24 protein-coding genes and 1 pseudogene are annotated in these 21,800 nt (G+C 58.7%); 9 read left to right on the plus strand and 16 right to left on the minus strand.

Annotated features, from left to right (window positions below):
- Positions 1–34: 34 nt before the first annotated feature.
- The 4 genes from ACOYXE_RS02340 to ACOYXE_RS02355 form a co-directional block, all read right to left on the minus strand.
- Positions 35–1,198 carry an EAL domain-containing protein gene (locus tag ACOYXE_RS02340; RefSeq protein ID WP_160058894.1) on the minus strand — a complete coding sequence of 388 codons (1,164 nt, stop codon included), beginning with the start codon at positions 1,196–1,198 and terminating at the stop codon, positions 35–37.
- A 123-nt stretch (positions 1,199–1,321) separates the two neighbouring features.
- Positions 1,322–1,660, minus strand: coding sequence for a hypothetical protein (locus tag ACOYXE_RS02345; protein ID WP_160058893.1), 339 nt, complete (start codon positions 1,658–1,660; stop codon positions 1,322–1,324).
- Positions 1,657–2,043, minus strand: a complete 387-nt coding sequence (locus tag ACOYXE_RS02350) for a phage holin family protein (protein ID WP_016985474.1) — start codon at positions 2,041–2,043, stop codon at positions 1,657–1,659. The genes ACOYXE_RS02345 and ACOYXE_RS02350 overlap by 4 nt, the downstream gene beginning before the upstream one ends.
- Before the next feature lie 2 nt (positions 2,044–2,045).
- On the minus strand, positions 2,046–2,360 hold the full coding sequence (locus ACOYXE_RS02355) for an ElaB/YgaM/YqjD family protein (protein ID WP_025113166.1): 315 nt from the start codon (positions 2,358–2,360) through the stop codon (positions 2,046–2,048).
- Positions 2,361–2,663: 303 nt separating this feature from the next.
- On the opposite strand from ACOYXE_RS02355, the gene ACOYXE_RS02360 reads away from it, so the two are divergent.
- Positions 2,664–3,872 carry an ammonium transporter gene (locus ACOYXE_RS02360; RefSeq protein ID WP_160058892.1) on the plus strand — a complete coding sequence of 403 codons (1,209 nt, stop codon included), beginning with the start codon at positions 2,664–2,666 and terminating at the stop codon, positions 3,870–3,872.
- Here the strand turns inward: ACOYXE_RS02360 and ACOYXE_RS02365 are convergent.
- Positions 3,869–5,581 (minus strand): cation:proton antiporter, encoded by a 1,713-nt coding sequence (locus ACOYXE_RS02365; protein ID WP_160058891.1) that lies wholly within the window; start codon positions 5,579–5,581, stop codon positions 3,869–3,871. The two genes, ACOYXE_RS02360 and ACOYXE_RS02365, sit on opposite strands and share 4 nt — an antisense overlap.
- 208 nt (positions 5,582–5,789) lie before the next feature.
- On the opposite strand from ACOYXE_RS02365, the gene ACOYXE_RS02370 reads away from it, so the two are divergent.
- From ACOYXE_RS02370 to ACOYXE_RS02380, 3 genes and pseudogenes are all read left to right on the plus strand, one after another.
- Positions 5,790–6,026 (plus strand): glutaredoxin family protein, encoded by a 237-nt coding sequence (locus ACOYXE_RS02370; RefSeq protein ID WP_160058890.1) that lies wholly within the window; start codon positions 5,790–5,792, stop codon positions 6,024–6,026.
- A 112-nt stretch (positions 6,027–6,138) separates the two neighbouring features.
- On the plus strand, positions 6,139–6,456 hold the full coding sequence (locus ACOYXE_RS02375) for a transcriptional regulator (protein WP_123466484.1): 318 nt from the start codon (positions 6,139–6,141) through the stop codon (positions 6,454–6,456).
- A 70-nt stretch (positions 6,457–6,526) separates the two neighbouring features.
- Positions 6,527–7,418 (plus strand): annotated as a pseudogene (locus ACOYXE_RS02380) (pseudouridine synthase).
- Between the two features lie 79 nt (positions 7,419–7,497).
- On the opposite strand, the gene ACOYXE_RS02385 reads toward ACOYXE_RS02380, so the two are convergent.
- Positions 7,498–7,719: a YgdI/YgdR family lipoprotein gene (locus ACOYXE_RS02385; protein ID WP_007908660.1), complete on the minus strand. Its 222-nt coding sequence runs from the start codon at positions 7,717–7,719 to the stop codon at positions 7,498–7,500.
- Positions 7,720–7,797: 78 nt separating this feature from the next.
- Positions 7,798–8,400 (minus strand): molybdenum cofactor guanylyltransferase MobA, encoded by a 603-nt coding sequence (mobA, locus tag ACOYXE_RS02390; protein ID WP_160058888.1) that lies wholly within the window; start codon positions 8,398–8,400, stop codon positions 7,798–7,800.
- Positions 8,401–8,481: 81 nt separating this feature from the next.
- Between mobA and moaB the strand changes: the two genes are divergently transcribed.
- Both moaB and ACOYXE_RS02400 read left to right on the plus strand, forming a co-directional pair.
- Positions 8,482–9,021 (plus strand): molybdenum cofactor biosynthesis protein B, encoded by a 540-nt coding sequence (moaB, locus tag ACOYXE_RS02395; RefSeq protein WP_007908664.1) that lies wholly within the window; start codon positions 8,482–8,484, stop codon positions 9,019–9,021.
- Entirely contained in the window at positions 9,005–10,231 is a 1,227-nt protein-coding gene (locus ACOYXE_RS02400) for a molybdopterin molybdotransferase MoeA (RefSeq protein WP_160058887.1), read from the plus strand. Before moaB ends, ACOYXE_RS02400 begins: the two co-directional genes overlap by 17 nt.
- Positions 10,232–10,286: 55 nt before the next feature.
- On the opposite strand, the gene ACOYXE_RS02405 is transcribed toward ACOYXE_RS02400, so the two are convergent.
- Positions 10,287–10,595 carry a hypothetical protein gene (locus ACOYXE_RS02405; protein WP_174244470.1) on the minus strand — a complete coding sequence of 103 codons (309 nt, stop codon included), beginning with the start codon at positions 10,593–10,595 and terminating at the stop codon, positions 10,287–10,289.
- Between the two features lie 313 nt (positions 10,596–10,908).
- Here ACOYXE_RS02405 and yegS point away from each other — a divergent pair, with 313 nt between their 5' ends.
- Positions 10,909–11,826: a lipid kinase YegS gene (yegS, locus tag ACOYXE_RS02410; RefSeq protein ID WP_160058886.1), complete on the plus strand. Its 918-nt coding sequence runs from the start codon at positions 10,909–10,911 to the stop codon at positions 11,824–11,826.
- Here the strand turns inward: yegS and ACOYXE_RS02415 are convergent.
- The 3 genes from ACOYXE_RS02415 to ACOYXE_RS02425 all read right to left on the minus strand — a co-directional run bounded on the left by ACOYXE_RS02415 (position 11,810) and on the right by ACOYXE_RS02425 (position 14,313).
- On the minus strand, positions 11,810–12,469 hold the full coding sequence (locus ACOYXE_RS02415) for a response regulator (protein WP_160058885.1): 660 nt from the start codon (positions 12,467–12,469) through the stop codon (positions 11,810–11,812). The two genes, yegS and ACOYXE_RS02415, sit on opposite strands and share 17 nt — an antisense overlap.
- The gene (locus tag ACOYXE_RS02420) at positions 12,466–13,359 is read right to left on the minus strand and encodes a sensor histidine kinase (protein ID WP_160060119.1); all 894 of its coding nucleotides are present in this window, start codon (positions 13,357–13,359) and stop codon (positions 12,466–12,468) included. The genes ACOYXE_RS02415 and ACOYXE_RS02420 overlap by 4 nt, the downstream gene beginning before the upstream one ends.
- A 486-nt stretch (positions 13,360–13,845) precedes the next feature.
- Positions 13,846–14,313, minus strand: a complete 468-nt coding sequence (locus tag ACOYXE_RS02425; RefSeq protein WP_405123138.1) for a hypothetical protein — start codon at positions 14,311–14,313, stop codon at positions 13,846–13,848.
- 453 nt (positions 14,314–14,766) lie between these two features.
- Here ACOYXE_RS02425 and ACOYXE_RS02430 point away from each other — a divergent pair, with 453 nt between their 5' ends.
- Entirely contained in the window at positions 14,767–15,702 is a 936-nt protein-coding gene (locus ACOYXE_RS02430; protein WP_034155209.1) for a chemotaxis protein CheV, read from the plus strand.
- 167 nt (positions 15,703–15,869) lie between these two features.
- Positions 15,870–16,676: an MOSC domain-containing protein gene (locus tag ACOYXE_RS02435; RefSeq protein ID WP_405123139.1), complete on the plus strand. Its 807-nt coding sequence runs from the start codon at positions 15,870–15,872 to the stop codon at positions 16,674–16,676.
- Between the two features lie 69 nt (positions 16,677–16,745).
- Here the strand turns inward: ACOYXE_RS02435 and ppnP are convergent, their stop codons facing one another.
- The 5 genes from ppnP to atuD form a co-directional block, all read right to left on the minus strand.
- Positions 16,746–17,030 carry a pyrimidine/purine nucleoside phosphorylase gene (gene ppnP, locus ACOYXE_RS02440; protein ID WP_003226701.1) on the minus strand — a complete coding sequence of 95 codons (285 nt, stop codon included), beginning with the start codon at positions 17,028–17,030 and terminating at the stop codon, positions 16,746–16,748.
- 105 nt (positions 17,031–17,135) lie between these two features.
- Positions 17,136–17,678, minus strand: coding sequence for a 3'-5' exonuclease (locus tag ACOYXE_RS02445; protein ID WP_007908678.1), 543 nt, complete (start codon positions 17,676–17,678; stop codon positions 17,136–17,138).
- 70 nt (positions 17,679–17,748) lie between these two features.
- Positions 17,749–19,710, minus strand: coding sequence for an acetyl/propionyl/methylcrotonyl-CoA carboxylase subunit alpha (locus tag ACOYXE_RS02450; protein ID WP_460927547.1), 1,962 nt, complete (start codon positions 19,708–19,710; stop codon positions 17,749–17,751).
- A gap of 118 nt (positions 19,711–19,828) precedes the next feature.
- Positions 19,829–20,626, minus strand: coding sequence for an enoyl-CoA hydratase/isomerase family protein (locus tag ACOYXE_RS02455; protein ID WP_160058880.1), 798 nt, complete (start codon positions 20,624–20,626; stop codon positions 19,829–19,831).
- Positions 20,623–21,780 (minus strand): citronellyl-CoA dehydrogenase, encoded by a 1,158-nt coding sequence (gene atuD, locus ACOYXE_RS02460; protein WP_405123143.1) that lies wholly within the window; start codon positions 21,778–21,780, stop codon positions 20,623–20,625. The genes ACOYXE_RS02455 and atuD overlap by 4 nt, the downstream gene beginning before the upstream one ends.
- Positions 21,781–21,800: the final 20 nt, after the last annotated feature.

Consider the following 21,800-nt stretch of genomic DNA (forward strand, 5'->3'; position numbering starts at 1 on the left):
GCTTCCCGGTTCGCGCACGCCCCTGCAAGCGTAACTACAACCCTGCCGCGTCGATGTCGATCAACAGCAAACGCTCACCGTTGTCAAAAAACTGTCCGGCCGTCAGGCAGTATTGATTACTGGTGGCATCGCGGTAGGTATTGGAGAGTGTCAAACGCCGCTCCTCCCAGCCTTCGGCAAGCAAATGATAGAAGTACGGACGCCATGACCAGTTGTGCCCCAGATAACGATTGTCGGCGACCCAGCCGTGCTGCCGCCATTCGAGGTTGGGCGTCAGTTGTGTGCCGTGGCGATCGCATTGATAGAAACGCAGCAGCCAGGGGAAGGCCTCCAGTTGTGGCAATGCGCTTAACGGTGCACGTGCCTGAGCCCAGGCTTGCAGGATCGACATCAGTTCAGCGAGTTGCTGGCGCATTTGCATCAGCCGCCCGCGCTCGGCGAGCTTCTGCCGGACATAGCGCTGGCGCAGTTCGGCGAAGCGTTGCACGAACGCGTCAGTGGGGAAAAACGCCTCCTGTGCCCGCGCGAACAGGAAACCCTGTACATAGCGCGATCCGCATTCCAGGGCGAAATTCAGCTGTGCTTCGGTCTCGACGCCTTCGGCAATGATCCAGCAACCGGTCTTCTCAGCCATCTGTGCGAGAGCCTTGACCACATCACTGCTCGGCCCACCCAGTGCCGCGGCCTGGAACAGACGCATATCGAGTTTGAGAATGTCCGGTTGCAGGGCCAGTACACGATCCAGTTGCGAGTAGCCGGCGCCAAAGTCGTCGATGGCGATTCTCGCGCCCGCCTCGCGATAGCGCGCGACGACTTCGGCCAGGCGTTGACCATTGCCAGCCAGTTCGGTGATTTCGAAAACAATACGTTGCGGATCGATGTTGTAGCGTGCCAATTGCTTGAGGCTGGGCAAGGCTTGATCGGCGCGCAGGCGACTGATCCAGCGCGGTGACATGTTCAGGCTGAGAAACCAGTCTGCCGGCGCTTCGTGCAAGCGGCTCAAGGCGTTGTCGCGGATCTGCCGGTCGAGGCGCCGCAGGGCTATGGCGGGTGTGCGCGGGTCGGCGAACAAAGGCCCGACCGAATTCAATTGACCGTCAGCCTGGCGCAGGCGACCCAGCGCTTCAACGCCGGCAATGCGTCCCGTGGCGGTATCGATAAAAGGTTGAAAGCAGGCGAGCGGTTGCCCGTCGATCACGGGGCCTCCTTAGTGGTTCTTGTTCTGATGAACCCCGCCGACCGGGTAGGCGCACGGGATTGAACCTCCGGATAAAGAGGTTCATCCCGCCGCTATTGCAAGAATGTAGCCAGATGTATCTGCTTAGCGTTTCGCCGAGCTCTGCATGACCAGTTTGATCAGCGGACCGAGACTGGTGCCGAGTCGGATCAAGCGAGTCAATCCGCCAGCGCCGCCGCTTTTCGCGCCTTTGCCGGTGATAAAACCCAGTAGCGTAACGGCGGCCACGCCCCACAATGGCGCGTGTTTGATGCCGAAGCCACCTTGCAGGTTTTGCGTCATGCCGCGCATGCGGTGCAGGGGTTGCAGGACTTGCCCGGCTTCATGACGGATTTCCTGACGATGCATTTCCATGCGCAGACGGATCAACGCCTTGCGCATTTCCCGACGCGAGCTGTTGTGTGGCAGTTCAGGCAGGCTCATGGCAGCAGGCGCTCCCGGTCGTTGGCCAGCTCTTCGAGCGTGCCGTGGAAAGGCGAGGACTCATCGAAGATTGCTGCCTTGAGGCGCAGCCCACAGAAGATCGAGGCCAGGGTATAGAAAACGCACAGGCCAATGATCGCGGCCAAGCGGTAAGTGTCCCAGAACACGATCATCACCAAGGTCGATAACCCCACCAGCAATAACAGGGCAAAGACCAAGGCCAGGCCGGCGAACAGCAACAGGCTGACGGTGCGTGATTTCTGCTCCTGCAATTCGATGCCGAACAATTCGACATGGCTGTGCAGCAGACCGAGAACGGCGGCGCCCAGGCGTCGCGTGGAGGAGGCGGTGCCCGCAGTCGGGCCGGATTCACCGATCGACATAATCAGCGCCGAGTAGCCAGCAGGCCGATCAGGAAGCCGACACCGGCAGCGATACCGACGGACTGCCAAGGGTTGGCCGACACATAATCTTCAGTGGCAGTCACGGCGGCCTGACCGCGATCACGCAGGGTGTCTTCGGTCAGTTTCAGGGTTTCGCGGGCGCGCAGCAGGCTGTCGTGGATCTGCTCGCGCAGCTCATCGGCCTGATCGCCGGCCAGAGTGGCGGTGTGCTCGAGCAAGCGTTCGGTGTCGGCGACCAAAGTCTGGAAGTCGTTCATGAGGATTTCTTGAGCAGTCTTTGCCTTGATGCTGGCCATGGTGGATCTCCGTAAGTGACGTCTGAAGCGTTCGAGTATGAGCCTTGCGCGAAGGTTCAGTACAAATGACTGGTACAACTTTTGCTGTGTCGTGGTGCGTCGCTCGGCGTTGTGCGCTGTTGCCGTGCGTGCGCCTTGAAAAACCTTATCCCAAACAAGCCCGGTTCGTGTCAGGACATCAACCTCGTGCGCCAAAGCAGTTCGCCGGACATCCGGATTCGTGACTGCGCGGTCGCAACTTGGTGCATGAAATGTGCGCATGAACCGCTTTGGTGCCTTTTTCGCCTTTAGGTCTGCCTGCTTATGGAAAATCTGCAAAGCGCTGTGGACACCCTGGTTCACAGCTCCAATACCTTGTTCATTCTGATCGGTGCGGTGATGGTGCTGGCGATGCACGCCGGTTTCGCCTTTCTGGAGGTCGGTACGGTCCGCCAGAAAAACCAGGTCAATGCGCTGTCGAAGATTCTCAGCGATTTCGCCGTCTCGACGCTGGCCTATTTCTTTATAGGCTATTGGATCTCTTATGGCGTGACGTTCATGCAGCCGGCGGCGGTGCTGAGCGCCGATCACGGTTATGGACTGGTGAAGTTTTTCTTCCTGCTGACCTTTGCCGCTGCGATCCCGGCGATCATTTCCGGTGGCATCGCCGAACGCGCGCGTTTCGTGCCGCAGTTGTGTGCCACGGCGCTGATTGTCGCGTTCATCTATCCGTTTTTCGAAGGCATGATCTGGAACGGCAACTACGGCCTGCAAGCGTGGCTGACGGCGCAGTTTGGTGCCGCTTTCCATGATTTCGCCGGTTCCGTTGTAGTGCATGCCATGGGCGGTTGGCTGGCGCTGGCGGCGGTATTGCTGCTGGGGCCGCGTAATGGCCGATATCGCGACGGTCGTCTGGTGGCGTTCGCACCGTCGAGCATTCCCTTTCTGGCGCTGGGTTCGTGGATTTTGATCGTCGGCTGGTTCGGTTTCAACGTGATGAGTGCGCAAACACTGCAAGGCGTCAGCGGTCTGGTGGCGGTCAATTCGCTGATGGCGATGGTCGGTGGCACGATGGCAGCGCTGCTCGTCGGGCGCAATGACCCGGGCTTTCTCCACAACGGTCCATTGGCCGGTCTGGTCGCAATCTGTGCCGGCTCCGATCTGATGCATCCGGTCGGCGCCTTGGTGACTGGCGCGATTGCCGGTGCGCTGTTCGTCTGGTGCTTTACTGCCGCGCAGGTGAAATGGCGCATCGATGATGTGTTGGGCGTGTGGCCGTTGCATGGCTTGTGCGGCGTCTGGGGCGGGATTGCCTGCGGGATCTTCGGCCAGACTGCGCTTGGCGGGATCGGTGGCGTCAGCCTGATCAGCCAGTTGATCGGCACCGCACTCGGCGTCGCGGTGGCGCTGATCGGTGGCTTCGTCGTTTACGGCGTGATCAAGGCTCTGCACGGGCTGCGCCTGAGTCAGGAACAAGAGTTTTACGGCGCCGACCTGTCATTGCACAAGATCGGCGCGGTGAGCCAGGACTAAGTCTCGGCATCGTCGCTACCGGGATAAAAGCCGTGGAGCAGGCGATAGCGGTCGATGCGCACCTGATCGACTTTTTCCTGCACCTGATGCGCCGGCAAGCCAAGCATGATCAAAGCGTGGGCGGCGAGCATCAGGCTCGACTCCAACAGCTCCGGCACCACTTCGGTGGCGCCGGCGGCTTTCAATTCGGCCCATTGGCTGTCGTCGCGGGTGCGCACCAGGATCGGCACGTGGGCGTTGAGCCGGCGCGCTTCCTTGAGGATACGCAGGGCAATGTCACTCTGATCCACCGCAACCACCAGCAGTCTGGCGCGCAGCAGGCCAACGGCGATCAGCAGATCGGCGCGTGACGAGTCGCCGTAATGCACGTCACTTTCTCCACTGGCGGCTTCCTGTACGCGAACCGGATCACTGTCCAAGGCGATATAAGGCTGTTTGGCATTGCGCAGGAAACGCCCGATGGATTGGCCGACGCGGCCGTAGCCACATATCACCACGTGCTGATTGAGGTCGGCGTTGAGTGCGCTGATCTCCTCGATCTGTGCTTCCTGATTGGGCTTGCGGTGCAGGGCGGCCGCGATGCGGGGAGCTGCGCGCAGCAACAGTGGCGTCAGCAGCATCGAGCAGAACGTTGCGGCGAGCAGAAGATCGCTCAATGCTTCGGGCATCATGCTGTGTTGCTGCATCTGCGCCATCAGTGCGAAGCAGAACTCGCCACCTTGAGCCAATGCCAGACCGCTGCGCCACGCCGTTTCGCTGTCGCTGCCGCGCCACTTCACCAACAAGGCGACGACGATGCCCTTGATCACCATCAAACCGACGGTGAGCCCGAGGATCAGCAGGCTGTGACTGACGAACAGTTGCAGGTCAATGAGCATGCCGATGCTGACGAAAAACACGCCGAGCAGGATGTCGCGGAATGGCCGGATGTCGGCCTCGATCTGATGCCGATAGTGGCTTTCACCGAGCAACATGCCAGCCAGAAATGCACCGAGGGCAGGGGACAGGCCCAGCAGGTGAGTCAACCACGCGGTCAACAGCACAATCACCAGCGCCAGCAGCACGAACAATTCTGCCGAGCGTGACGCGGCCACTTCATGAAACAGCCTCGGCAGTAACCAGCGACTGGCCAGCAGCAGACCGACAAACAGCACCACGGTTTTTGCCAGCGTCAGTGGCAGCGCCCAGTACCAGGCTTGCTCGCTGCTGCCGGCGAACACGGGCACCAACGTCAGCAGCAATACCGCGACCACGTCCTGAAACAGTAAAACACCAACCGCATTCTGGCCGTGGCTGCTGAACACCTCGCCAAGGCTGCCCAACTCTTTGGTCACAATCGCCGTTGATGACAGCGAAAGCCCGGCGCCGAGCAACAGCGCGGGTGTGATCGGCATGCCCAACAGCATCAATAGCAGCCCGAGCAGCGCGGTGCTGACCAGCACCTGCTGACTGCCGAGACGGAACACTACTTGGCGCAGCGCGATCATCTTCGACAGGGAGAACTCCAGACCCAGTGAAAACAACAGAAACACCACCCCCAACTCCGCGACGTCGGGCAAGTGTTCGCTCTCGTTGACCCAGTCGAACGCACTCGGTCCGACCAGCAGTCCCACGCACAGATAACCCAGAACCGGCGGCAAGCGCAGGCGACGGAACAGGGCAATCACCACGAGAGACGAGGCGAGGATGATCAACAGATTGGCAAACACTGGACACTCCGATGTCAGATTCAGGCTTTTCAAGCGTAGAGGCAAAAAGACCGGGAGGATCGCGTAAATGGTTTTTCTGCGGACTGATTTGCGTCAGGGTTTTGCCTGTGAACCTTTGTCGGGACGCTTGAGCCTTTGGGCGGCGGTGGCTCGACGGGTTTTCAGCTGCGGCCTAGAATAGGTCCACTCATTTTCTGGTTGAGCAATCATGCCTCCTGAATGTCAGCTTTTCGGCACCCTTGGATGCCATTTGTGTGAAGTCGCCGAGGCTGAGCTGATGCCTTTTGTCGAGCATGGCTTGCTGGTCGAACTGGTCGATATCGCGGATGACGAATCGTGGTTCGAGGCTTATAGCCTGCGAATTCCGGTATTGCGTCGCATCGACACCGGGGCTGAACTGGATTGGCCATTCAGCGCTGATCAAGTCGTGGCGTTTTTGCGTTAATCCAAGTTTCCTGGCTAATCCCGCCGGTCGCCGCTGCCATCCATTCCTTGGCATTTTGCGGATTGTTCGGTTACTGTATGTTCATACAGTAAATGCTTCAGAGGGATGAACCGTGGTCAATGTCGAACAGTTGAAGAACAGCGTGAACCGGATGTCGGTTGACGTGGTGCGCGAGGCCGTTCTCGAATTGCGCCTGGACGGGTTGGTCACGGAAGGCAAGACGCCCTTCAACAAGCTGCATTTCAACACCTGCTTTGCCGAGATCGAGGCCTTGTTTCAGCGTGCCGGTTATCACAAGCAACTGGATGTGGTCGGTTATCAGGGTTTGCTTTACGCCTTGTATGACCCGGGCCGCTGGGAGGCCGTCGATGTGCTGCGCTGGCTCAAGGAGTTCACTGAGGCTGCAGCGCTCAAAACGATCCCGGCCTGAGCATTCAACGCTAGGCTCGTTTTCCTCTGTGCTGGATAATGCCGCACTGCATTGAGGGTTCGATTTCCGTATGTCCACATCTACATTCTCTGCTGCGCAGAATCAGGCGAGCACACTTTATCTGCCGCCCGGTAAATGGCTGACCGTACTCGATTGCCTGTGCGAGCATTTCAGCGCCATTGATCGCGAGCAATGGCTGGACCGGATCGCCCGGGGGCGAGTGCTGGATGGCCATGGTCGGCCGATCCCGGTGGATTTGGCTTACAAGGAAGGTTTGCGGATTCACTATTTTCGCGAAGTGCCGGACGAAAAGCCGATCCCGGTGGTCGAGTCGATTCTGTATGCGGACGAGCATCTGGTAGTGGCTGACAAACCACATTTTCTGCCAGTGACACCAGCAGGTGAGTACGTCGAACAAACGTTACTGCGGCGTTTGATCCGACGTATGGACAATCCTCACCTGGTGCCACTGCACCGCATCGACCGGCATACGGCGGGACTGGTTATTTTTTCGGCCAATCCGCAAACCCGTTCGGACCTATCAGTCACTGTTCCCCACGCGGCAGATCGACAAGCGCTATGAAGCCATCGCCCCGGCGCTGCCGGGTCTGAACTTTCCGCTGGTGCACAAGAGCCGTCTGGTGGATGGCGAACCGTTTTTCCGCATGCAGGAAGGCGCGGGGGCCAGCAACACCGAAACGGCGGTGGAGGTTCGGGAAAAGAATGGCGATCTGTGGCGCTATGGTTTGTTTCCGGTAACCGGCAAGAAACATCAGTTGCGCGTCCACATGACTGCGTTGGGGGCGAGTATCTGCAACGACCCGTTTTATCCGCAGGTGTTGAAAGACGTCGAGGATGACTATGCCAATCCGCTGAAGCTGCTGGCGCAAGGTCTACGGTTTATCGACCCTGTGACCGGTGAGGAGCGAGAATTCGAGAGTCGGATTACGCTGCAATGGTGAGGCCAAAGCCACCTTTCGAGCGCCCATGAAAAAGCCCGCATTAATGCGGGCTTTTCTGTATCCGGTATCGAACCCGAGCTTACAGCTCTTTAACGGTACGAACCTGATCCTTGTTGATGCGGGTTTCTTTGCCGTCCAGCTGTTTGAACTCGTAGAAGCCCGAATCGTCATCGTATTTCGGGGTGTCGACGGCCTGGATTTCGCGACCGTCATTCAAGGTGATCACTGTAGGCGACGAGCAACCGGCGAGGGTAGCCAGGCCCAGTGCGAGCATGAAAGTGGCGAGGGTCCGTTGAGTCATGGGTGTGTCTCCGAATGGGAATTCTTTTGGTTACTGAGCTTGAGACGTATACAAGGCGTGAGAGTTCCTTGAGTGCTGTCAGTCTGACACAGTGTTGTGGGAATTTAACAGTTCGGGGGTATTGAGGTTGGCCAGTCGCGGGTCGTTGTCCGGGCATTGCAGGGCAGTGGCGCCAAGGTTGCGCATGACCCGGCCGGGGCTGCGCTCACCGGCGTTCCAGGCCTCTTCGAAGGCGGGTCGAAGGGCTACCGGAATCACACATAACAACGGTTCCCAGTGCTCGTCATGGCGCAACATTAAAGGTTTTTCAGGATTCTGATTGGCCGTCTCACGCATGCTTTGCAGTAACGCTGCGTCAATGCGCGGAACATCACAGGGCAAGACCAGCAGATGCGGATGGCGCGCAGCTTTCAGGCCCGCACGAATGCCGGCCAATGGCCCCGGAAAATCGCCCTCGTCATCGACAACCAATTGATCGGCGAATGGCGCGTAACGCTCGCGATTGCGGTTGCAGGAGATGATCAGGTCATCGGTCAGCCCACGAACCTTGCGCTGCAAATGTGTAATCAACGGCTCGCCCTGCCACTCGACCAAGCCTTTGTCCTGGCCGCCCATGCGTTGGCCGCGTCCGCCTGCCAGGAGCAGAATGGAGCAAGGGGGCGGTTGCGTGTCGAGAATCATGGCAGCTCTCCAGAGGGGCGGCGAAAAAATGAGGCGCTGTGATATAACACCGGGCTGTTTCTCCTACAACTGGACGAGCCTATGAAAGCCAAGGCTGATGTACCTTTCGTGCCGCTCAATATTGCGGTGCTGACTGTCAGTGACACCCGAACACTGGAAACCGACACCTCAGGTCAGGTCTTCGTCGACCGTTTGACCGCTGCGGGCCATTTTTTGGCGCAGCGGGTTTTGCTCAAAGATGACCTCTACAAAATTCGCGCGCAAGTCGCCACCTGGATTGCAGACGATGTCGTGCAGGTTGTCTTGATCACCGGCGGTACCGGTTTCACCGGCCGCGACAGCACACCTGAGGCCGTTGCCTGCTTGCTCGACAAGCAGGTCGACGGGTTTGGTGAGCTGTTCCGGCAGATATCGGTAGCCGATATCGGCACCTCCACGGTTCAGTCCCGTGCGCTGGCCGGTCTGGCCAATGGCACGCTGGTTTGCTGCCTGCCGGGTTCGACCAATGCCGTACGCACCGGTTGGGATGGCATCCTGGGTGAGCAGTTGGACGCTCGTCACCGCCCGTGCAATTTCGTCACTCATTTGAAGCAGGCGGCACCTTGTGAATCCCGTGGGTAAGCCGGGCAAGAGCGGGGCACTGATGCCGGTCGAGGTGGCGCTGGCGCGTCTGCTCGAAATGGCCGAGGCCTCACCCATTGTCGAGCGTGAATATTTGCCGCTGGCTCAGGTTCAGGGGCGGGTGCTGAGCGAAGATCTGATTTCGACGCTGGATCTGCCCCCGTGGCCGAACAGTGCCATGGATGGTTACGCGCTGAACCTGACGGATTGGGATGGCCAGCCGATGCCGGTCAGTCAGAAGGTATTTGCCGGGCAATCCCCCGAACCACTGGCGCCGGGCACCTGTGCACGGATTTTCACAGGGGCTCCGGTGCCGGCGGGTGCCGATTGCGTGGAAATGCAGGAAAACGCAGAGGTTCAAGCCGATGAAACGGTGCGCTTCCTCGAGCCGCTGAAGGTTGGGCAGAACATCCGCCCGCAAGGTCAGGAAACCACTGTCGGTGAACTGATCCTGCCCGCCGGGACTCGGTTGGGCCCCATAGAGCAGGGACTGGCTGCATCGTTGGGGTGTGCCGGGTTGAACGTCGTGCGCAAGGTTCGCGTCGCGGTGATCTCCACGGGAGATGAATTGGTCGAGCCCGGCCAGGCACTGGGGCCGGGTCAGATATACAACAGCAATCGGGTGTTGCTGTGCAGTTGGCTGCAACGTCTGGGCTGCGAGGTGATCGATGCCGGCATTCTTCCGGATAATCTGGCCACTACCCGTGCCCGTCTGGGGGAGTTGCAGGATGTTGATCTGATCCTTTCCACGGGTGGCGTGTCGGTAGGTGAGGCGGATTTTCTGGGTGTCGCCTTGCGAGAAGAGGGCGAGCTTGCCCTTTGGAAACTGGCGATCAAACCTGGAAAACCGCTGACGTTTGGCCATTTCCGCAATGTGCCGGTCATTGGCTTGCCAGGAAATCCGGCATCGACGCTGGTGACCTTTGCGCTACTCACTCGGCCATATCTATTACGCCGTCAGGGCGTTCTGGACGTCGAGCCGCTTAAGTTCAGCGTACCAGCGGGTTTTGCCTGGCCGGTGGCAGGCAATCGGCGTGAGTACCTGCGCGGCCGTCTGGAGCAAGGGCGGGCCACTGTTTACCGCAACCAGAGCTCAGGCGTTCTGCGTAGCGCCGCGTGGGCAGATGGATTGGTCGAAGTGTTGGAAGGTCGCACGCTGAGCGCCGGCGACGAAGTGGTCTTCATTCCGCTGAGTGATCTGCTGGACTGACCGCTGTCTCGCAAATACAGGCGTCGGCTGGCGGCGCCTGCAATGACTCATTCAATTAATTGCTGATCAGTGCCACAAGCTGGTCGAATCGGCTATTGGCCACCCAACCCAGCAGACCCAGCACTACCGCTGTCGCACCCGCTGAGTAAGCAAGCCGGTGTTTGATTGTTCTGACATCACTGCGGACTTCGTCCATGTCCCGCCGAAGGTACTTGAGATGGGTCTCCAGCTCGGTAACACGAGGTTCCATATCAACTTCTCCAGTGGTTTTGGCGCTGTTCTTGAATTCGGACTTTTGATTCGCGCGACTTTCGACGAGAGGGGCAACCGGGCTCAATGGCATTCTGGCTTCATGACTGGGCATGGAAGCATCCACCGGTTGTTTGAACTGTTCGCTTGCAAACTTTTTCAGCTCTCGAACTGGCAAGAGCCCTGGGGTTGTATCCACTCATTACATGCACGTCCCTGTGTGTTGGATTGAAGATTGATGCTGCCAGCACACGGTGACCCAATGTCGGAACCGGGTCAATTAAGCCGATTCCGCATGTCTTGTAAGAAAAAGTACCGCTGTGTAGGACGTCAAGGCCAGAAGGCCGAATTAATTACGGGGCTGACGGCTTTTTTGCGGGCGGCGGTGGTCAAGATGTCTCGAACCGATTCGATTAGGGAGTGATGTGATGAGTGAACGCCGGGCGCTGTTGATTCTGCATGGCAAGCAGGCACTCAACGAGGCGGTACGCACCGCCGTCGAGGACAAGCGCAAACAAGGCTGGGAGCTGGCCGTGCGCTTGACCTGGGAGGCAGGGGACGCTCAGCGTTGGGTGGAGCAAGCTGTAGCGGACGGTTACACAAAGATTATCGCCGGCGGTGGAGATGGCACGTTGCGCGACATCGCCGAAGCGCTCGCGGCGCATCCGGGCAAAGCCAGTCTCGTCCTTTTGCCTTTGGGCACCGCCAATGATTTTTGCCGCGCAGCCGGCGTGCCGCTGGAGCCTGCCGAAGCCCTTGAGCTGCTCGATGTGCCGCCGCGCGACATCGATCTGGGCGAAGTGGGCGGACAGATTTTCCTCAATATGGCCACCGGTGGTTTCGGCAGTCAAGTCACGGCCAATACATCCGAGGATTTGAAAAAAGTACTCGGCGGTGCGGCCTATCTGTTCACCGGCCTGTCACGATTCAGCGAACTGCATGCCGCTTATGGTGAACTTCAGGGGCCGGATTTTCATTGGCGTGGCGAATTGTTGGCGCTGGGTATCGGCAATGGTCGTCAGGCCGGCGGCGGCCACGAACTGTGCCCGCAGGCACTGGCCGATGACGGTTTGCTGGATATCAGTATCCTGCCGGCGCCACAGGAACTGGTGGGCACGCTGAAGACGCTGCTCAGTGATGGTTTCGGGATCGATAACATGTTTGTTCGAACCCGTTTGCCATGGGTCGAAATCAAGGTGGCCGAGGGGCTCTGCATCAATCTTGATGGCGAACCGCTGGAAGGTGACAACATGCGATTTGAAGTGCGTCCGGCGGCGTTGCGCGTGCACTTGCCGGAGCATTCTCCATTGTTGGGCGGCGCCCGCTCGGTCAGTCGTCCAGGCTGATGATCTGTTCGCGCACGGCGAAAAGCACCAGGCCCGCCACGTCGTAGATTTGCAGGCGCTTCATGATTTGTGAGCGGTGGGTCTCGACAGTCTTGATGCTCAGCCCGAGGCCATTGGCGATTTCCCGGGTGGATTTGCCCCGCACGATCAAACGCAGGATTTCCAGTTGGCGGGCGGTCAGATTATGCGAGTCGGCGGTCTCCGGCTGCTGCTTCTGATTGCGGGTCAGGGCCTGATTGATCACGGTGTGTGCGATGGCGGGGCTCAGGTAGCGCTCGTTGTTGCGCAAGGCTTCCAGTGCATGTTCAAGCTCGGTAGCCGTCGTATCCTTGAGCAGGTAGCCGTGGGCGCCGGACTCGAGTGCCTGCATGATAAGCGCCGGATCGGTGTGCATCGACAGGATCAGTACCTTGCTCTGCGGACGCACTCGCTTGAGTCGTTGCAGGGCTTCCAGGCCACCGGTTTCTTTCATCGAGATATCCAGCAACACGATATCCGGACTCAACTGCTCGACCATTTCGAGCAATTGCGAACCGTCATTGGCTTCGCCAATCACCGCGTAACCGGGAATATCCAGCACCAGAGCGCGCACGCCGGCCCTGATCAGCGAGTGGTCATCCACCAGAAGTAAGTTGCAAGTCAACGCATAACCTTATTCGTACTGGCCCGCTCGAGTGCGCGAGGCGCCCAGGGGAAGAGTGCTTCGATTTGAGTGCCTTTGCCCGGTTCGCTGATGACGTTCAGGGTGCCACCCAGTTGCTCGATTCGTTCGGCCATCCCGGCCATGCCTCGTTGTCCTTCTCGACCCGGATTGGCCGCCGGGGCGAATCCCAGACCGTCATCGCTGATCAGCAGCGTCAGCCCTTTGGGCAGACGTTGCACGCGTATCACCAGGTTTTTTGCCTGGGCGTGACGCAGGATATTGGTAACAGCCTCCTGGGTGATGCGGAAGGCGGCGACCGCCATTTCTTCCGGAATACCGTTAAGGCGCTGCTGGCAATCGAGGCTCCAGTGCACGCTGGTGTTGGTCAACGTCTTGAGCAGATGTGCACGCAGGCTGGCTTCAAGTCCAAGGCTGGTCAACTGCCGTGGATTAAGAATGGCCGAAACGTCGCGCACTTTGTCGAGGGTTTCTTCCAAGGTGGCGCACAACACTGTGCATTGCTCCTGCAAGTCATCCGGCAGGCGTCGCTTGAGCCACTCGCTCTGCAGTTTGGCGGCCGTCAGCAACTGGCCGATATCATCGTGCAATTCGCGGCTGAGGCGATGGCGCTCGTTTTCCTGGACCTCCAGCAATCGGTCGGCGAGCTCTTGCGGCTGAAATTTGATCGATTTGCGTGACAGTCGATATTGCACCCAGACACACGCGGTAGCGGCGATGTCGAGCAGTAGCAGTCCGAGGCTAAGTGGTGTCGAAAGACCGTAGGTCAGCAGGCTGCCGAGCGTCGCGGTGACACACAGTATGAGTGTGAACCGGCGGGCATTTTCCCGGGAGGGTGGCCATGTAGTGATTGACTTGAGGCTGGCGTACATAACGGATGGAGCCAATGGATGTTCGCTGCGGGCAGACCGGCCTGAGGCTGGCGGGTCTCTGTCTGAAAATGCTGTCAAATATGTTATTGATTTCAACGCGGTTCAGTGAATGTGTTGACTGCCAACTATCAGTGGATAGCTGTCGCTGAAGTCACTGTGCCATTAATTTGAAAGCAACTAATGGGCGGCATAATACCACTTAAGATACCGTTGGTCGCGCTCGCTATATATGTCCAATGAGTCAGGAATTACGTGGTATTGGACGCAAGTTCCATAATGGAAAAGTCGATTTATTGAGTTCGATAGATGTAGGTTTTGCCTGAAGTTGTGCTTCTTAACACACAGGCAAACCCTGAGGCCGGCAGAAAACATGAGTGTCTGTCGTCGCTGATTATTTATTTGGATTTGTCGCTTGCAGGTATGAGCTATTCAATTACGACATTCAACGTATTCATTTTAAACGTCAGGGCGGATACAGCGTGCTGATCAGGCTTGTCCCGAGTAGGGCAATTGCGGCAAACTTTTGCCCGTCCGTGGCGGTTGAAGCTGGCTTTGGCCGACCTGGACGGCGAAGGCTTCGATCAGCGAGGTCTGTTCACTTTCATCCAGACTCAGTTGCCCGGTCTGCTGATCGACCAGTTCAAGCTGCCAGGCCATCAACGTGAAGCAATCCTGCAGTGCTTGCAGAGCCTGCTCGTGAAGATCGATACGATCCTGGGGCAGGTTGAGCAGACTGTAAATATGCAGAGAGAACTCGGAGATCGCCTCCAGCGCCAGGGCTTCAGCCCTGCGTGCGAGTTTCAGGAGGGTGCCGAGCATGCACTCGATGGCGTCCTTGTCATTGCTGATCAGTTGCAGATGGCTGAGGCATTCTTCGGACTTGGCCAGGAGTTGTTCGGCCTCGACAAGGAATTCGGGGAAGCGTTGTACCCACTCTTTGCGGTCCATTGGCATGCTTATCTCCACCACGTCATGTCTGATGAGGGAATGCCGTGTGTGACGACGATCATGAATCGTCGGGAGATCGCGCCCAGACGTGCAGGTGCACAGGCTGAGGGGTTCCAGAGGGGTTGTTTCCACTGAACTGCGATCGCACACAATAGCCTGACTCCGTTCATGCAATGAGAATGGCGTCACATTAATGGCTATTGGATATTGCGAATATCAGGTTGGGCCTGATTGTTACTAGGGGAATCCCTTAGGCGCGGGAACCTACCGTGCAAACCGAGGTCGCGCCGCAGAGAATGTAGCAGATGAAAATCACTGCGCCAGTAAAGCATGATGTTAATGTGACATCAATGCCCGATCATGGCATTTTTGACGGGTCTGGTTTGGCAATCAAGAACCGCCATTTGCCGCCGATAACCTCACATAGTGAATTCATCAGTACAAGCCCAGGAGTCATTGATGGCCGGCATTCTCGACACGGTAGACCAACGCACGCAACTGGTGGGTGAGAATCGCCTGGAAATTCTCATGTTTCGACTGGCCGGGCGCCAGTTGTTCGCGATTAACGTGTTTAAAGTCCAGGAAGTCCTGCAGCTGCCGAAACTGACTTTGATGCCGCAGCGTCATCCGTTTGTGTGCGGTGTGGTCAATCTGCGCGGTCAGACCTTGCCGGTGATCGATCTGTCGCAAGCGATCGGCATGCGTCCATTGGTGCCTGGGCCGAACAGCACGATCATCGTCACCGAATACAATCGCTCGGTACAGGCTTTCCTCGTAGGCGGTGTGGACCGCATCGTCAACATGAACTGGGAAGCCATTCTGCCGCCGCCGACCAGCGCCGGGCGTCAGCACTATCTGACCGCGATCAGCAAGGTCGACGATCAACTGGTGGAAATCATCGACGTCGAAAAAGTGCTCGCTGAAATCGTCCCTTACAACGCCAAGGTCTCGCGCGACAAACTCGATGATCCCGTGCTGGAACGCGCCCGTGGCCGTGAAGTACTGCTGGTGGACGACTCCAACGTGGCACTCTCGCAATTGCGCGACACCCTCGGCCAGCTCGGCGTGAAAATGCACATTGCCAGCGATGGTCTGAAGGCACTGAACATGCTCAAGGCCTGGGCCGATACGGGCGTGAACATGACCGACAAGCTGCTGATGATCTTCACCGATGCGGAAATGCCGGAAATGGACGGCTATCGCCTGACCACCGAAATTCGCAATGACCCGCGTCTGCGTGGCTTGTACGTGGTGCTGCATACCTCGCTGTCCGGCAGTTTCAACGACTCGATGGTGAAGAAGGTCGGCTGCGACAACTTCCTCTCGAAATTCCAGCCGGACAAACTGGTCGACGTGGTGCGCCAGCGTCTGATGCTTGACGAAGTTCCGGCCTGACCACACACCCATTGTAGGAGTGAGCCTGCTCGCGATAGCGGTGTGTCAGCCCCGAATCATTACCTGACACACCGCTATCGCGAGCAGGCTCACTCCTACAGTTATTGCTCTTTGATTCCTGATCAAGCTCGTATAGGGTGGCGTTTTTATTCTCCAGGGAGCTGGCCATGCTGCGTCTGAGCGCGCTTTATCGTTACCCGTTGAAATCCGGCAAAGTCGATGTTCTGCAACGCGTCGACCTCGACAAGCTGGGCCTTGATGGCGACCGACGCTGGATGCTCGTGGACGAAGCGAGCGGTCGGTTCCTGACCCAACGCGCCGAAGCGAAGATGAGTCAGTTGTCGGCCCTGTGGAATGCGCAGGGCGGTCTGACCCTGAGTGCGCCGCAACAGTCCTCCATCGACATCGCCTTGCCGGAAAATGACGCCGAACTGCGCGGTGTGACGATCTGGCGTGACACCCTGCGAGTACCGGACGCCGGTGATGAGGCCGCGCGCTGGGTCAGCGATTTCATCGGTAAACCGACCCGTCTGGTGCAGGTGCCGCTGAATCGTGCCCGCACCACACAGGCTGGCTATGGTAACGATGATGATCAGGTCGCGTTCGCCGACGGGTTTCCTTTGTTGTTGATCGGCGAGGCATCCCTGCAGGATCTGTCGCAAAAGGTTGGACGACCGTTGGAAATGTTGCGTTTTCGGCCGAACCTGGTGATCGTAGGCAGTGAGGCCTATGCCGAAGACAGTTGGAAGCGCATTCGCATTGGCGATGTCGAGTTCCGCGTGGTCAAGCCGTGTTCGCGTTGCATTCTCACCACGATCGACCCGCAAACCGGGGAGCGCAGTGCCGATCGCGAGCCGCTGGCCACCTTGCAGAAGTATCGCGCCGAGTCCGATGGTGCGATGTTCGGGCAGAATCTGGTGAATGACAGTAATGGTCGACTCGAAGTCGGCATGCCGGTGGAAATCCTCGAGTAACCCACGCCTGAAACGAAAATGCCCGTGTCCTTGGACACGGGCATTTTTTATCGCGGTGAAACTGTGGCGTTAGCCGCGGTATTCGCACAGGTAAGCAGTGTCGACCGCCACCTTCAGCTGGAACTTGCTGTTGGCCGGAACGTTGAACTGGCTGCCGGCGGCGAAGGTTTCCCAGTCGCTGCTGTCTGGCAGTTTGACGGTCAGTGCGCCAGATACAACGTGCATGATTTCACGCTGAGCGGTGCCGAATTCGTATTCGCCCGGGGCCATGACGCCGATGGTCGCCGGACCTTCAGCGGTGCCAAAGGCGATCGACTTGACGGTGCCGTCGAAGTACTCGTTGACTTTAAACATGGGCGATTCCTCAAAAGGGGCTGAAAAATGGAGGGGGCCAGTATGCACAAGGCGTTCAACGCCGTCACCTGCCCGGCTTCTGTCTGGTGAGTTCTCGAATTGACTCTAGAGTGGCAAGACCAGTGGCAACAACCGCGCGGTGTTGCGCGCATCTTCCAGCGCTCGATGTTGCTGACCACTGAACTGCATGCCAGCCAGTTGCAGCGCACCGTTGAGGCCCAACGGCCGCTCCAGGCGTCGGGCCTTGGCGAAGCGTTGTTTGAGGTTCATGTGCGGCACCTTGCTCAAGCCACTGTCGATTTGCAGACGCTGCCACTCCTGCAACAACTGCTTGCGGTCGTAATCGCCCCAACTGGCCCAGCCTTCGAGGCGCGTCTGATGTTGCGCGAGCCAGCGTTCGAACGCCGGCCAGACTTCGGTCAACGGCTGCGCCGTGTCGATATTGGCCTGGGTGATGTGCGTCAGTTCACGACAAAATGGCGTCAGCAACGGCCGCCGCGTCGGTTTGACGAAGCGCTGGAAGTGATCCTGCTCGCGTCCGGCGCGATCGACCAAGGTGGCGCCGATCTCGATAATTTCCATTTCGGTGACCGGCCAGCCACCCTCATCGGTGGTGGCTTCCAGATCTATGACCAGCCAGTGGGGCATCGCAGGGTTCCTGATTTCCGCGTTCTGATAACTCAGAGCGTAGTCAAAACCCGCATGCGTGTGTGGGCGACTACTCGACCTGCAACAGAACCTGACGATTTTTTACCTGATCGCCAACCTTGACCTGCACCCGCTTGAGCACGCCGTCGATGCCGGCCTTGAGCGGGTGCTCCATTTTCATTGCCTCCAGCACCACCAGCAACTGACCTTTGCTGACCGGGCTGCCTTCGCTGACCAGTACGTCGACGATGGCACCGTCCATCGGCGCTTTCAGGGTGCCGGAGCTGACGCTGGTCTGACTGTCGATCACGGCGTGAGTTCGATCCTCCAGGCGCAGACTGCCGGGATGGGTGAACAGCCAGAGCTGCCCGCTATCAAGTCGATACGCGTGACGCTGGCGCAAACCGCCGATTTCCAGTGTCAGCGACTGCGCGTCACGGTCGATGAGTTTCAATTCAATCGTACGTTCGCCTACCTGTACGTTGAATAGCCCTTGCGCTTGCGCGAAAAGTTGCACTGTCCAGTTCTGATCGTCGAGGCCGAGGCGATAATGCAGTGGCACGCTGGCGTTGTTGCGCCAGCCGGTGAGCGGCGCGCGGTGGGAGAGGGCGCTGGCCTGATAGAAAAGCAGCGCTGCAATGGCCAGTTCCTCGGCATTGGGAATGTAGTGGTGCAGGCAGCGGTGATCGCTGAAGTGCTGCGTAATGAACGCGGTACTGAATTCACCGCTGATGAACCGGGGATGTTGCAACAGTCCGGCGAGCAGGCGCTGATTGCTCTGCACGCCCAATAACACCGTGTCCTGTACTGCGCGCAACAGTTTGCGCCGAGCCTCTTCGCGAGTGGCGCCGAAAGCGATCAGTTTGCCCAGCATCGGGTCGTAAAACGCGCTGACCGATTGCCCTTCAAGCAGGCCATGATCAACTCGTGCAGCGTGCTGTAGCGCCGGTTCCCATGCTTCTACTCGGCCGGTTTGTGGCAGGAAGTCTTGCGCAGGGTCTTCGGCGTAAAGCCGCACCTCCATGGCATGCCCGTTGAGCTGGACTTGCTCTTGAGTCAGCGGCAACGGCTGCCCCTCGGCAACCAGCAATTGCCACGCAACCAGATCCAGCCCGGTGATCAACTCAGTCACCGGGTGCTCCACTTGCAGGCGGGTGTTCATCTCCAGAAAGTAGAACTGTCCGCGTGCGTCGAGCAGAAACTCGACCGTGCCAGCGCCGACATAGTTCACTGCGCGCCCGGCTTTCAATGCTGCTTCACCCATGGCCTGACGCAATTCGGTGGACATCACCGGGCAAGGCGCTTCTTCGATGACTTTCTGGTGGCGACGCTGGATCGAACAGTCGCGTTCACCAAGGTAGATCAGGTTGCCGTGTTGGTCGCCGAACAGTTGCACTTCGACGTGCCGTGGTTCAAGCAACGCTTGTTCGAGAATCAATTCGTCGCTGCCGAAACCGTTCAATGCTTCGGAGCGTGCGGTGCGCAGTTGCGCCGGCAGATCAGCGGCATCGTGCACCAGACGCATGCCGCGTCCGCCGCCGCCGGCGCTGGCTTTGATCATCAGTGGATAACCGATGCGCTCGGCCTCGCGAAGCAACGTTGCATCGTCCTGTGCAGCCCCCTGATAACCGGCGATGCACGGAACGCCGGCTTCGAGCATGGCGATTTTTGACTGGCGTTTGCTGCCCATCAACTCGATGGCTGCGACGCTCGGGCCGATGAAGATCAGCCCGGCCTGTTCGCAGGCACGGGCGAAGTCGGCGTTTTCCGAGAGAAAGCCGTAGCCGGGGTGGATGGCGTCGGCACCACTGCGGCGGGCGGCGTCGAGAATGGCCGGGATATTCAGGTAGGACTGCTGCACCGGCGGCGGGCCAATACGCACCGCTTGATCGGCCATTTTTACGTGCAGGGCATCGGCGTCGGCGTCGCTGTAGACGGCGACGGTTCGGTAGCCGAGGGCCTGGGCGGTGCGCTGGATGCGGCAAGCGATTTCACCGCGGTTGGCGATCAGGATTTTTTGGATGGCAGGCATGGTGATCTTCCTGAGTATTTGGCGGTGGATTGGCTGGCCTCTTCGCGAGCAGGCTCGCTCCCACAAGGGGTTTGCGTCGTTCACAAAACCTGTGGGAGCGAGCTTGCTCGCGAAGCTTTTAGCTGGCCCATCGAGGTTTACGTTTCTGCATGAAAGCCATGGTTCCCTCCACACCTTCGTCGCCAGTCACTGCTTCGCTGAACCAATGCGCAGCCTCATCGAGCAAATCACTCGAAGGCTGCCCGGCACTGGCCAACAGCAATTTCTTGGTCATCGCATTCGCCTCCGGCGCGCAGCACAGCACATGCTGCAACACCTCATCGAGCCGCTCGGCCAGCGCTTGTGCATCCTGCTCGACGAAATGCACCAGCCCCAAACGTCGTGCCTGATGCCCATCAAATCGTGCAGCCGTCAGCGCCAATCTTCGGGTTTCGGTCAGACCGATGCGCTGCACCACAAACGGCGCAATTTGCGCCGGCAACAAACCAAGGCTGGTTTCCGGCAGACCGAATTGCGCCTGATGGTCGGCAATCGCGATATCACTGACACACGCCAGTCCGAAACCGCCGCCAAGCACCGCGCCTTGCAGCACCGTGATCAATACTTGCGGTGCGTGCTGCGCTTCTTCCAGCAGAGCCCCGAAAGCGCGATTCAGATCGCGGTAAGCCTCGGAGCCCTGAGCGCGAGCGCTGGCCATATCCTTGATATCGCCGCCAGCACAGAAATGCCCGTTGGCACCGCTGAGCACCAGAGCCCGCACTGTGCGGTCATCGCGCACGGTCGTCAGCACCGCGCGCAACTCGCTGACCATTTGCAGGCTCATTGCATTGCGGCTATCGGGGCGATTGAGGGTGATGTGCAGCACGCCGCCATGCAGCTCCAGCAGGAGCGTCTGGCAATCCGGCAGGCCGCTCACTTCTTTTTCCCAGGCAGGATGCCCATCAGTTTGCAGATAATCCCCAGCATGATTTCGTCTGCGCCACCGCCAATCGATACCAGCCGCACATCGCGGTAGGCGCGGGCCACCGGGTTGTCCCACATAAAGCCCATGCCGCCCCAATATTGCAGGCAGCTGTCGCTGACTTCGCGGCCCAGACGTCCGGCCTTGAGCTTGGCCATCGACGCCAGCCGTGTCACATCCTGACCTTTCACGTATTGCTCGGTGGCCTGATAGACCAGCGCGCGCAGGCATTCGATTTCGGTCTGCAATTCGGCGAGGCGAAAGTGAATCACCTGATTGTCGATCAGCGCATTGCCGAAGGTTTTGCGCTCCTTGCAGTACTCGATGGTGCTGTCGACGCAGTATTCCAGGCCTTTGATCATGTTCGCCGCGCCGAACAGGCGTTCCTCCTGAAACTGCAGCATCTGCATCATGAACCCGGCGCCTTCGTGGCCGACGCGGTTACGCTGTGGCACGCGCACGTTGTCGAAAAACACCTGGGCGGTTTCCGAACTGCGCATGCCGAGCTTGTCCAGATGCGAGCTGAGGCTGATCCCCGGCGTGTTCATCGGCACCATGATCAGCGACTTGTTGATGTGCGGTTTGTCGTCCGAGGTATTGGCCAGCAAGCAAATGAAATCGGCACTCGGTGAGTTGGTGATCCACATCTTGCTGCCGTTGATCACATAGTCGTCGCCGTCCTTGCGCGCGGTGGTTTTCAGCCCGGCGACATCAGATCCGGCGCCGACTTCGGAAACGCCGATGCAGCCGACCTGCTCGCCGGTGATTGCCGGGCGCAGGAATTCTTCGCGCAGTTCATCGGAGCCGAAGCGGGCGAGGGCGGGCGTGCACATGTCGGTTTGCACGCCGATCGACATCGGAATGCCGCCGCAATGAATGGTGCCGAATTCTTCGGCAGCAACAATCGAATAGCTGTAATCGAGGCCCATGCCGCCGAATTTTTCCGGTTTGGAAATGCCCAGCAAACCGAGGTCGCCAGCCTGGCGGAAAATCTCGTGGATCGGGAAGCGTCCGGCCTTTTCCCATTCATCGACGTGCGGATTGATCTCGTGCTCGACGAATTGGCGGACGGTACGGCGCAGGGCTTCGTGTTCCGGGGTGAAGATCATTTTTTATTGTTCTCCGTAGG

Source organism: Pseudomonas sp. MC6 (genome assembly GCF_054790575.1).

Excerpts from the sequence above, each read along its gene's own strand:
- ACOYXE_RS02345 (WP_160058893.1), bottom strand. The coding sequence starts at position 1,660 with ATGAGCCTGCCTGAACTGCCACACAACAGCTCGCGTCGGGAAATGCGC.
- ACOYXE_RS02350 (WP_016985474.1), bottom strand. The coding sequence starts at position 2,043 with ATGTCGATCGGTGAATCCGGCCCGACTGCGGGCACCGCCTCCTCCACG.
- ACOYXE_RS02355 (WP_025113166.1), bottom strand. The coding sequence starts at position 2,360 with ATGGCCAGCATCAAGGCAAAGACTGCTCAAGAAATCCTCATGAACGAC.
- ACOYXE_RS02360 (WP_160058892.1), top strand. The coding sequence starts at position 2,664 with ATGGAAAATCTGCAAAGCGCTGTGGACACCCTGGTTCACAGCTCCAAT.
- ACOYXE_RS02370 (WP_160058890.1), top strand. The coding sequence starts at position 5,790 with ATGCCTCCTGAATGTCAGCTTTTCGGCACCCTTGGATGCCATTTGTGT.
- ACOYXE_RS02385 (WP_007908660.1), bottom strand. The coding sequence starts at position 7,719 with ATGACTCAACGGACCCTCGCCACTTTCATGCTCGCACTGGGCCTGGCT.
- mobA (WP_160058888.1), bottom strand. The coding sequence starts at position 8,400 with ATGATTCTCGACACGCAACCGCCCCCTTGCTCCATTCTGCTCCTGGCA.
- moaB (WP_007908664.1), top strand. The coding sequence starts at position 8,482 with ATGAAAGCCAAGGCTGATGTACCTTTCGTGCCGCTCAATATTGCGGTG.
- ACOYXE_RS02405 (WP_174244470.1), bottom strand. The coding sequence starts at position 10,595 with ATGCCCAGTCATGAAGCCAGAATGCCATTGAGCCCGGTTGCCCCTCTC.
- yegS (WP_160058886.1), top strand. The coding sequence starts at position 10,909 with ATGAGTGAACGCCGGGCGCTGTTGATTCTGCATGGCAAGCAGGCACTC.
- ACOYXE_RS02420 (WP_160060119.1), bottom strand. The coding sequence starts at position 13,359 with ATGTACGCCAGCCTCAAGTCAATCACTACATGGCCACCCTCCCGGGAA.
- ACOYXE_RS02425 (WP_405123138.1), bottom strand. The coding sequence starts at position 14,313 with ATGCCAATGGACCGCAAAGAGTGGGTACAACGCTTCCCCGAATTCCTT.
- ACOYXE_RS02430 (WP_034155209.1), top strand. The coding sequence starts at position 14,767 with ATGGCCGGCATTCTCGACACGGTAGACCAACGCACGCAACTGGTGGGT.
- ACOYXE_RS02435 (WP_405123139.1), top strand. The coding sequence starts at position 15,870 with ATGCTGCGTCTGAGCGCGCTTTATCGTTACCCGTTGAAATCCGGCAAA.
- ppnP (WP_003226701.1), bottom strand. The coding sequence starts at position 17,030 with ATGTTTAAAGTCAACGAGTACTTCGACGGCACCGTCAAGTCGATCGCC.
- ACOYXE_RS02445 (WP_007908678.1), bottom strand. The coding sequence starts at position 17,678 with ATGCCCCACTGGCTGGTCATAGATCTGGAAGCCACCACCGATGAGGGT.
- ACOYXE_RS02450 (WP_460927547.1), bottom strand. The coding sequence starts at position 19,710 with ATGCCTGCCATCCAAAAAATCCTGATCGCCAACCGCGGTGAAATCGCT.
- atuD (WP_405123143.1), bottom strand. The coding sequence starts at position 21,780 with ATGATCTTCACCCCGGAACACGAAGCCCTGCGCCGTACCGTCCGCCAA.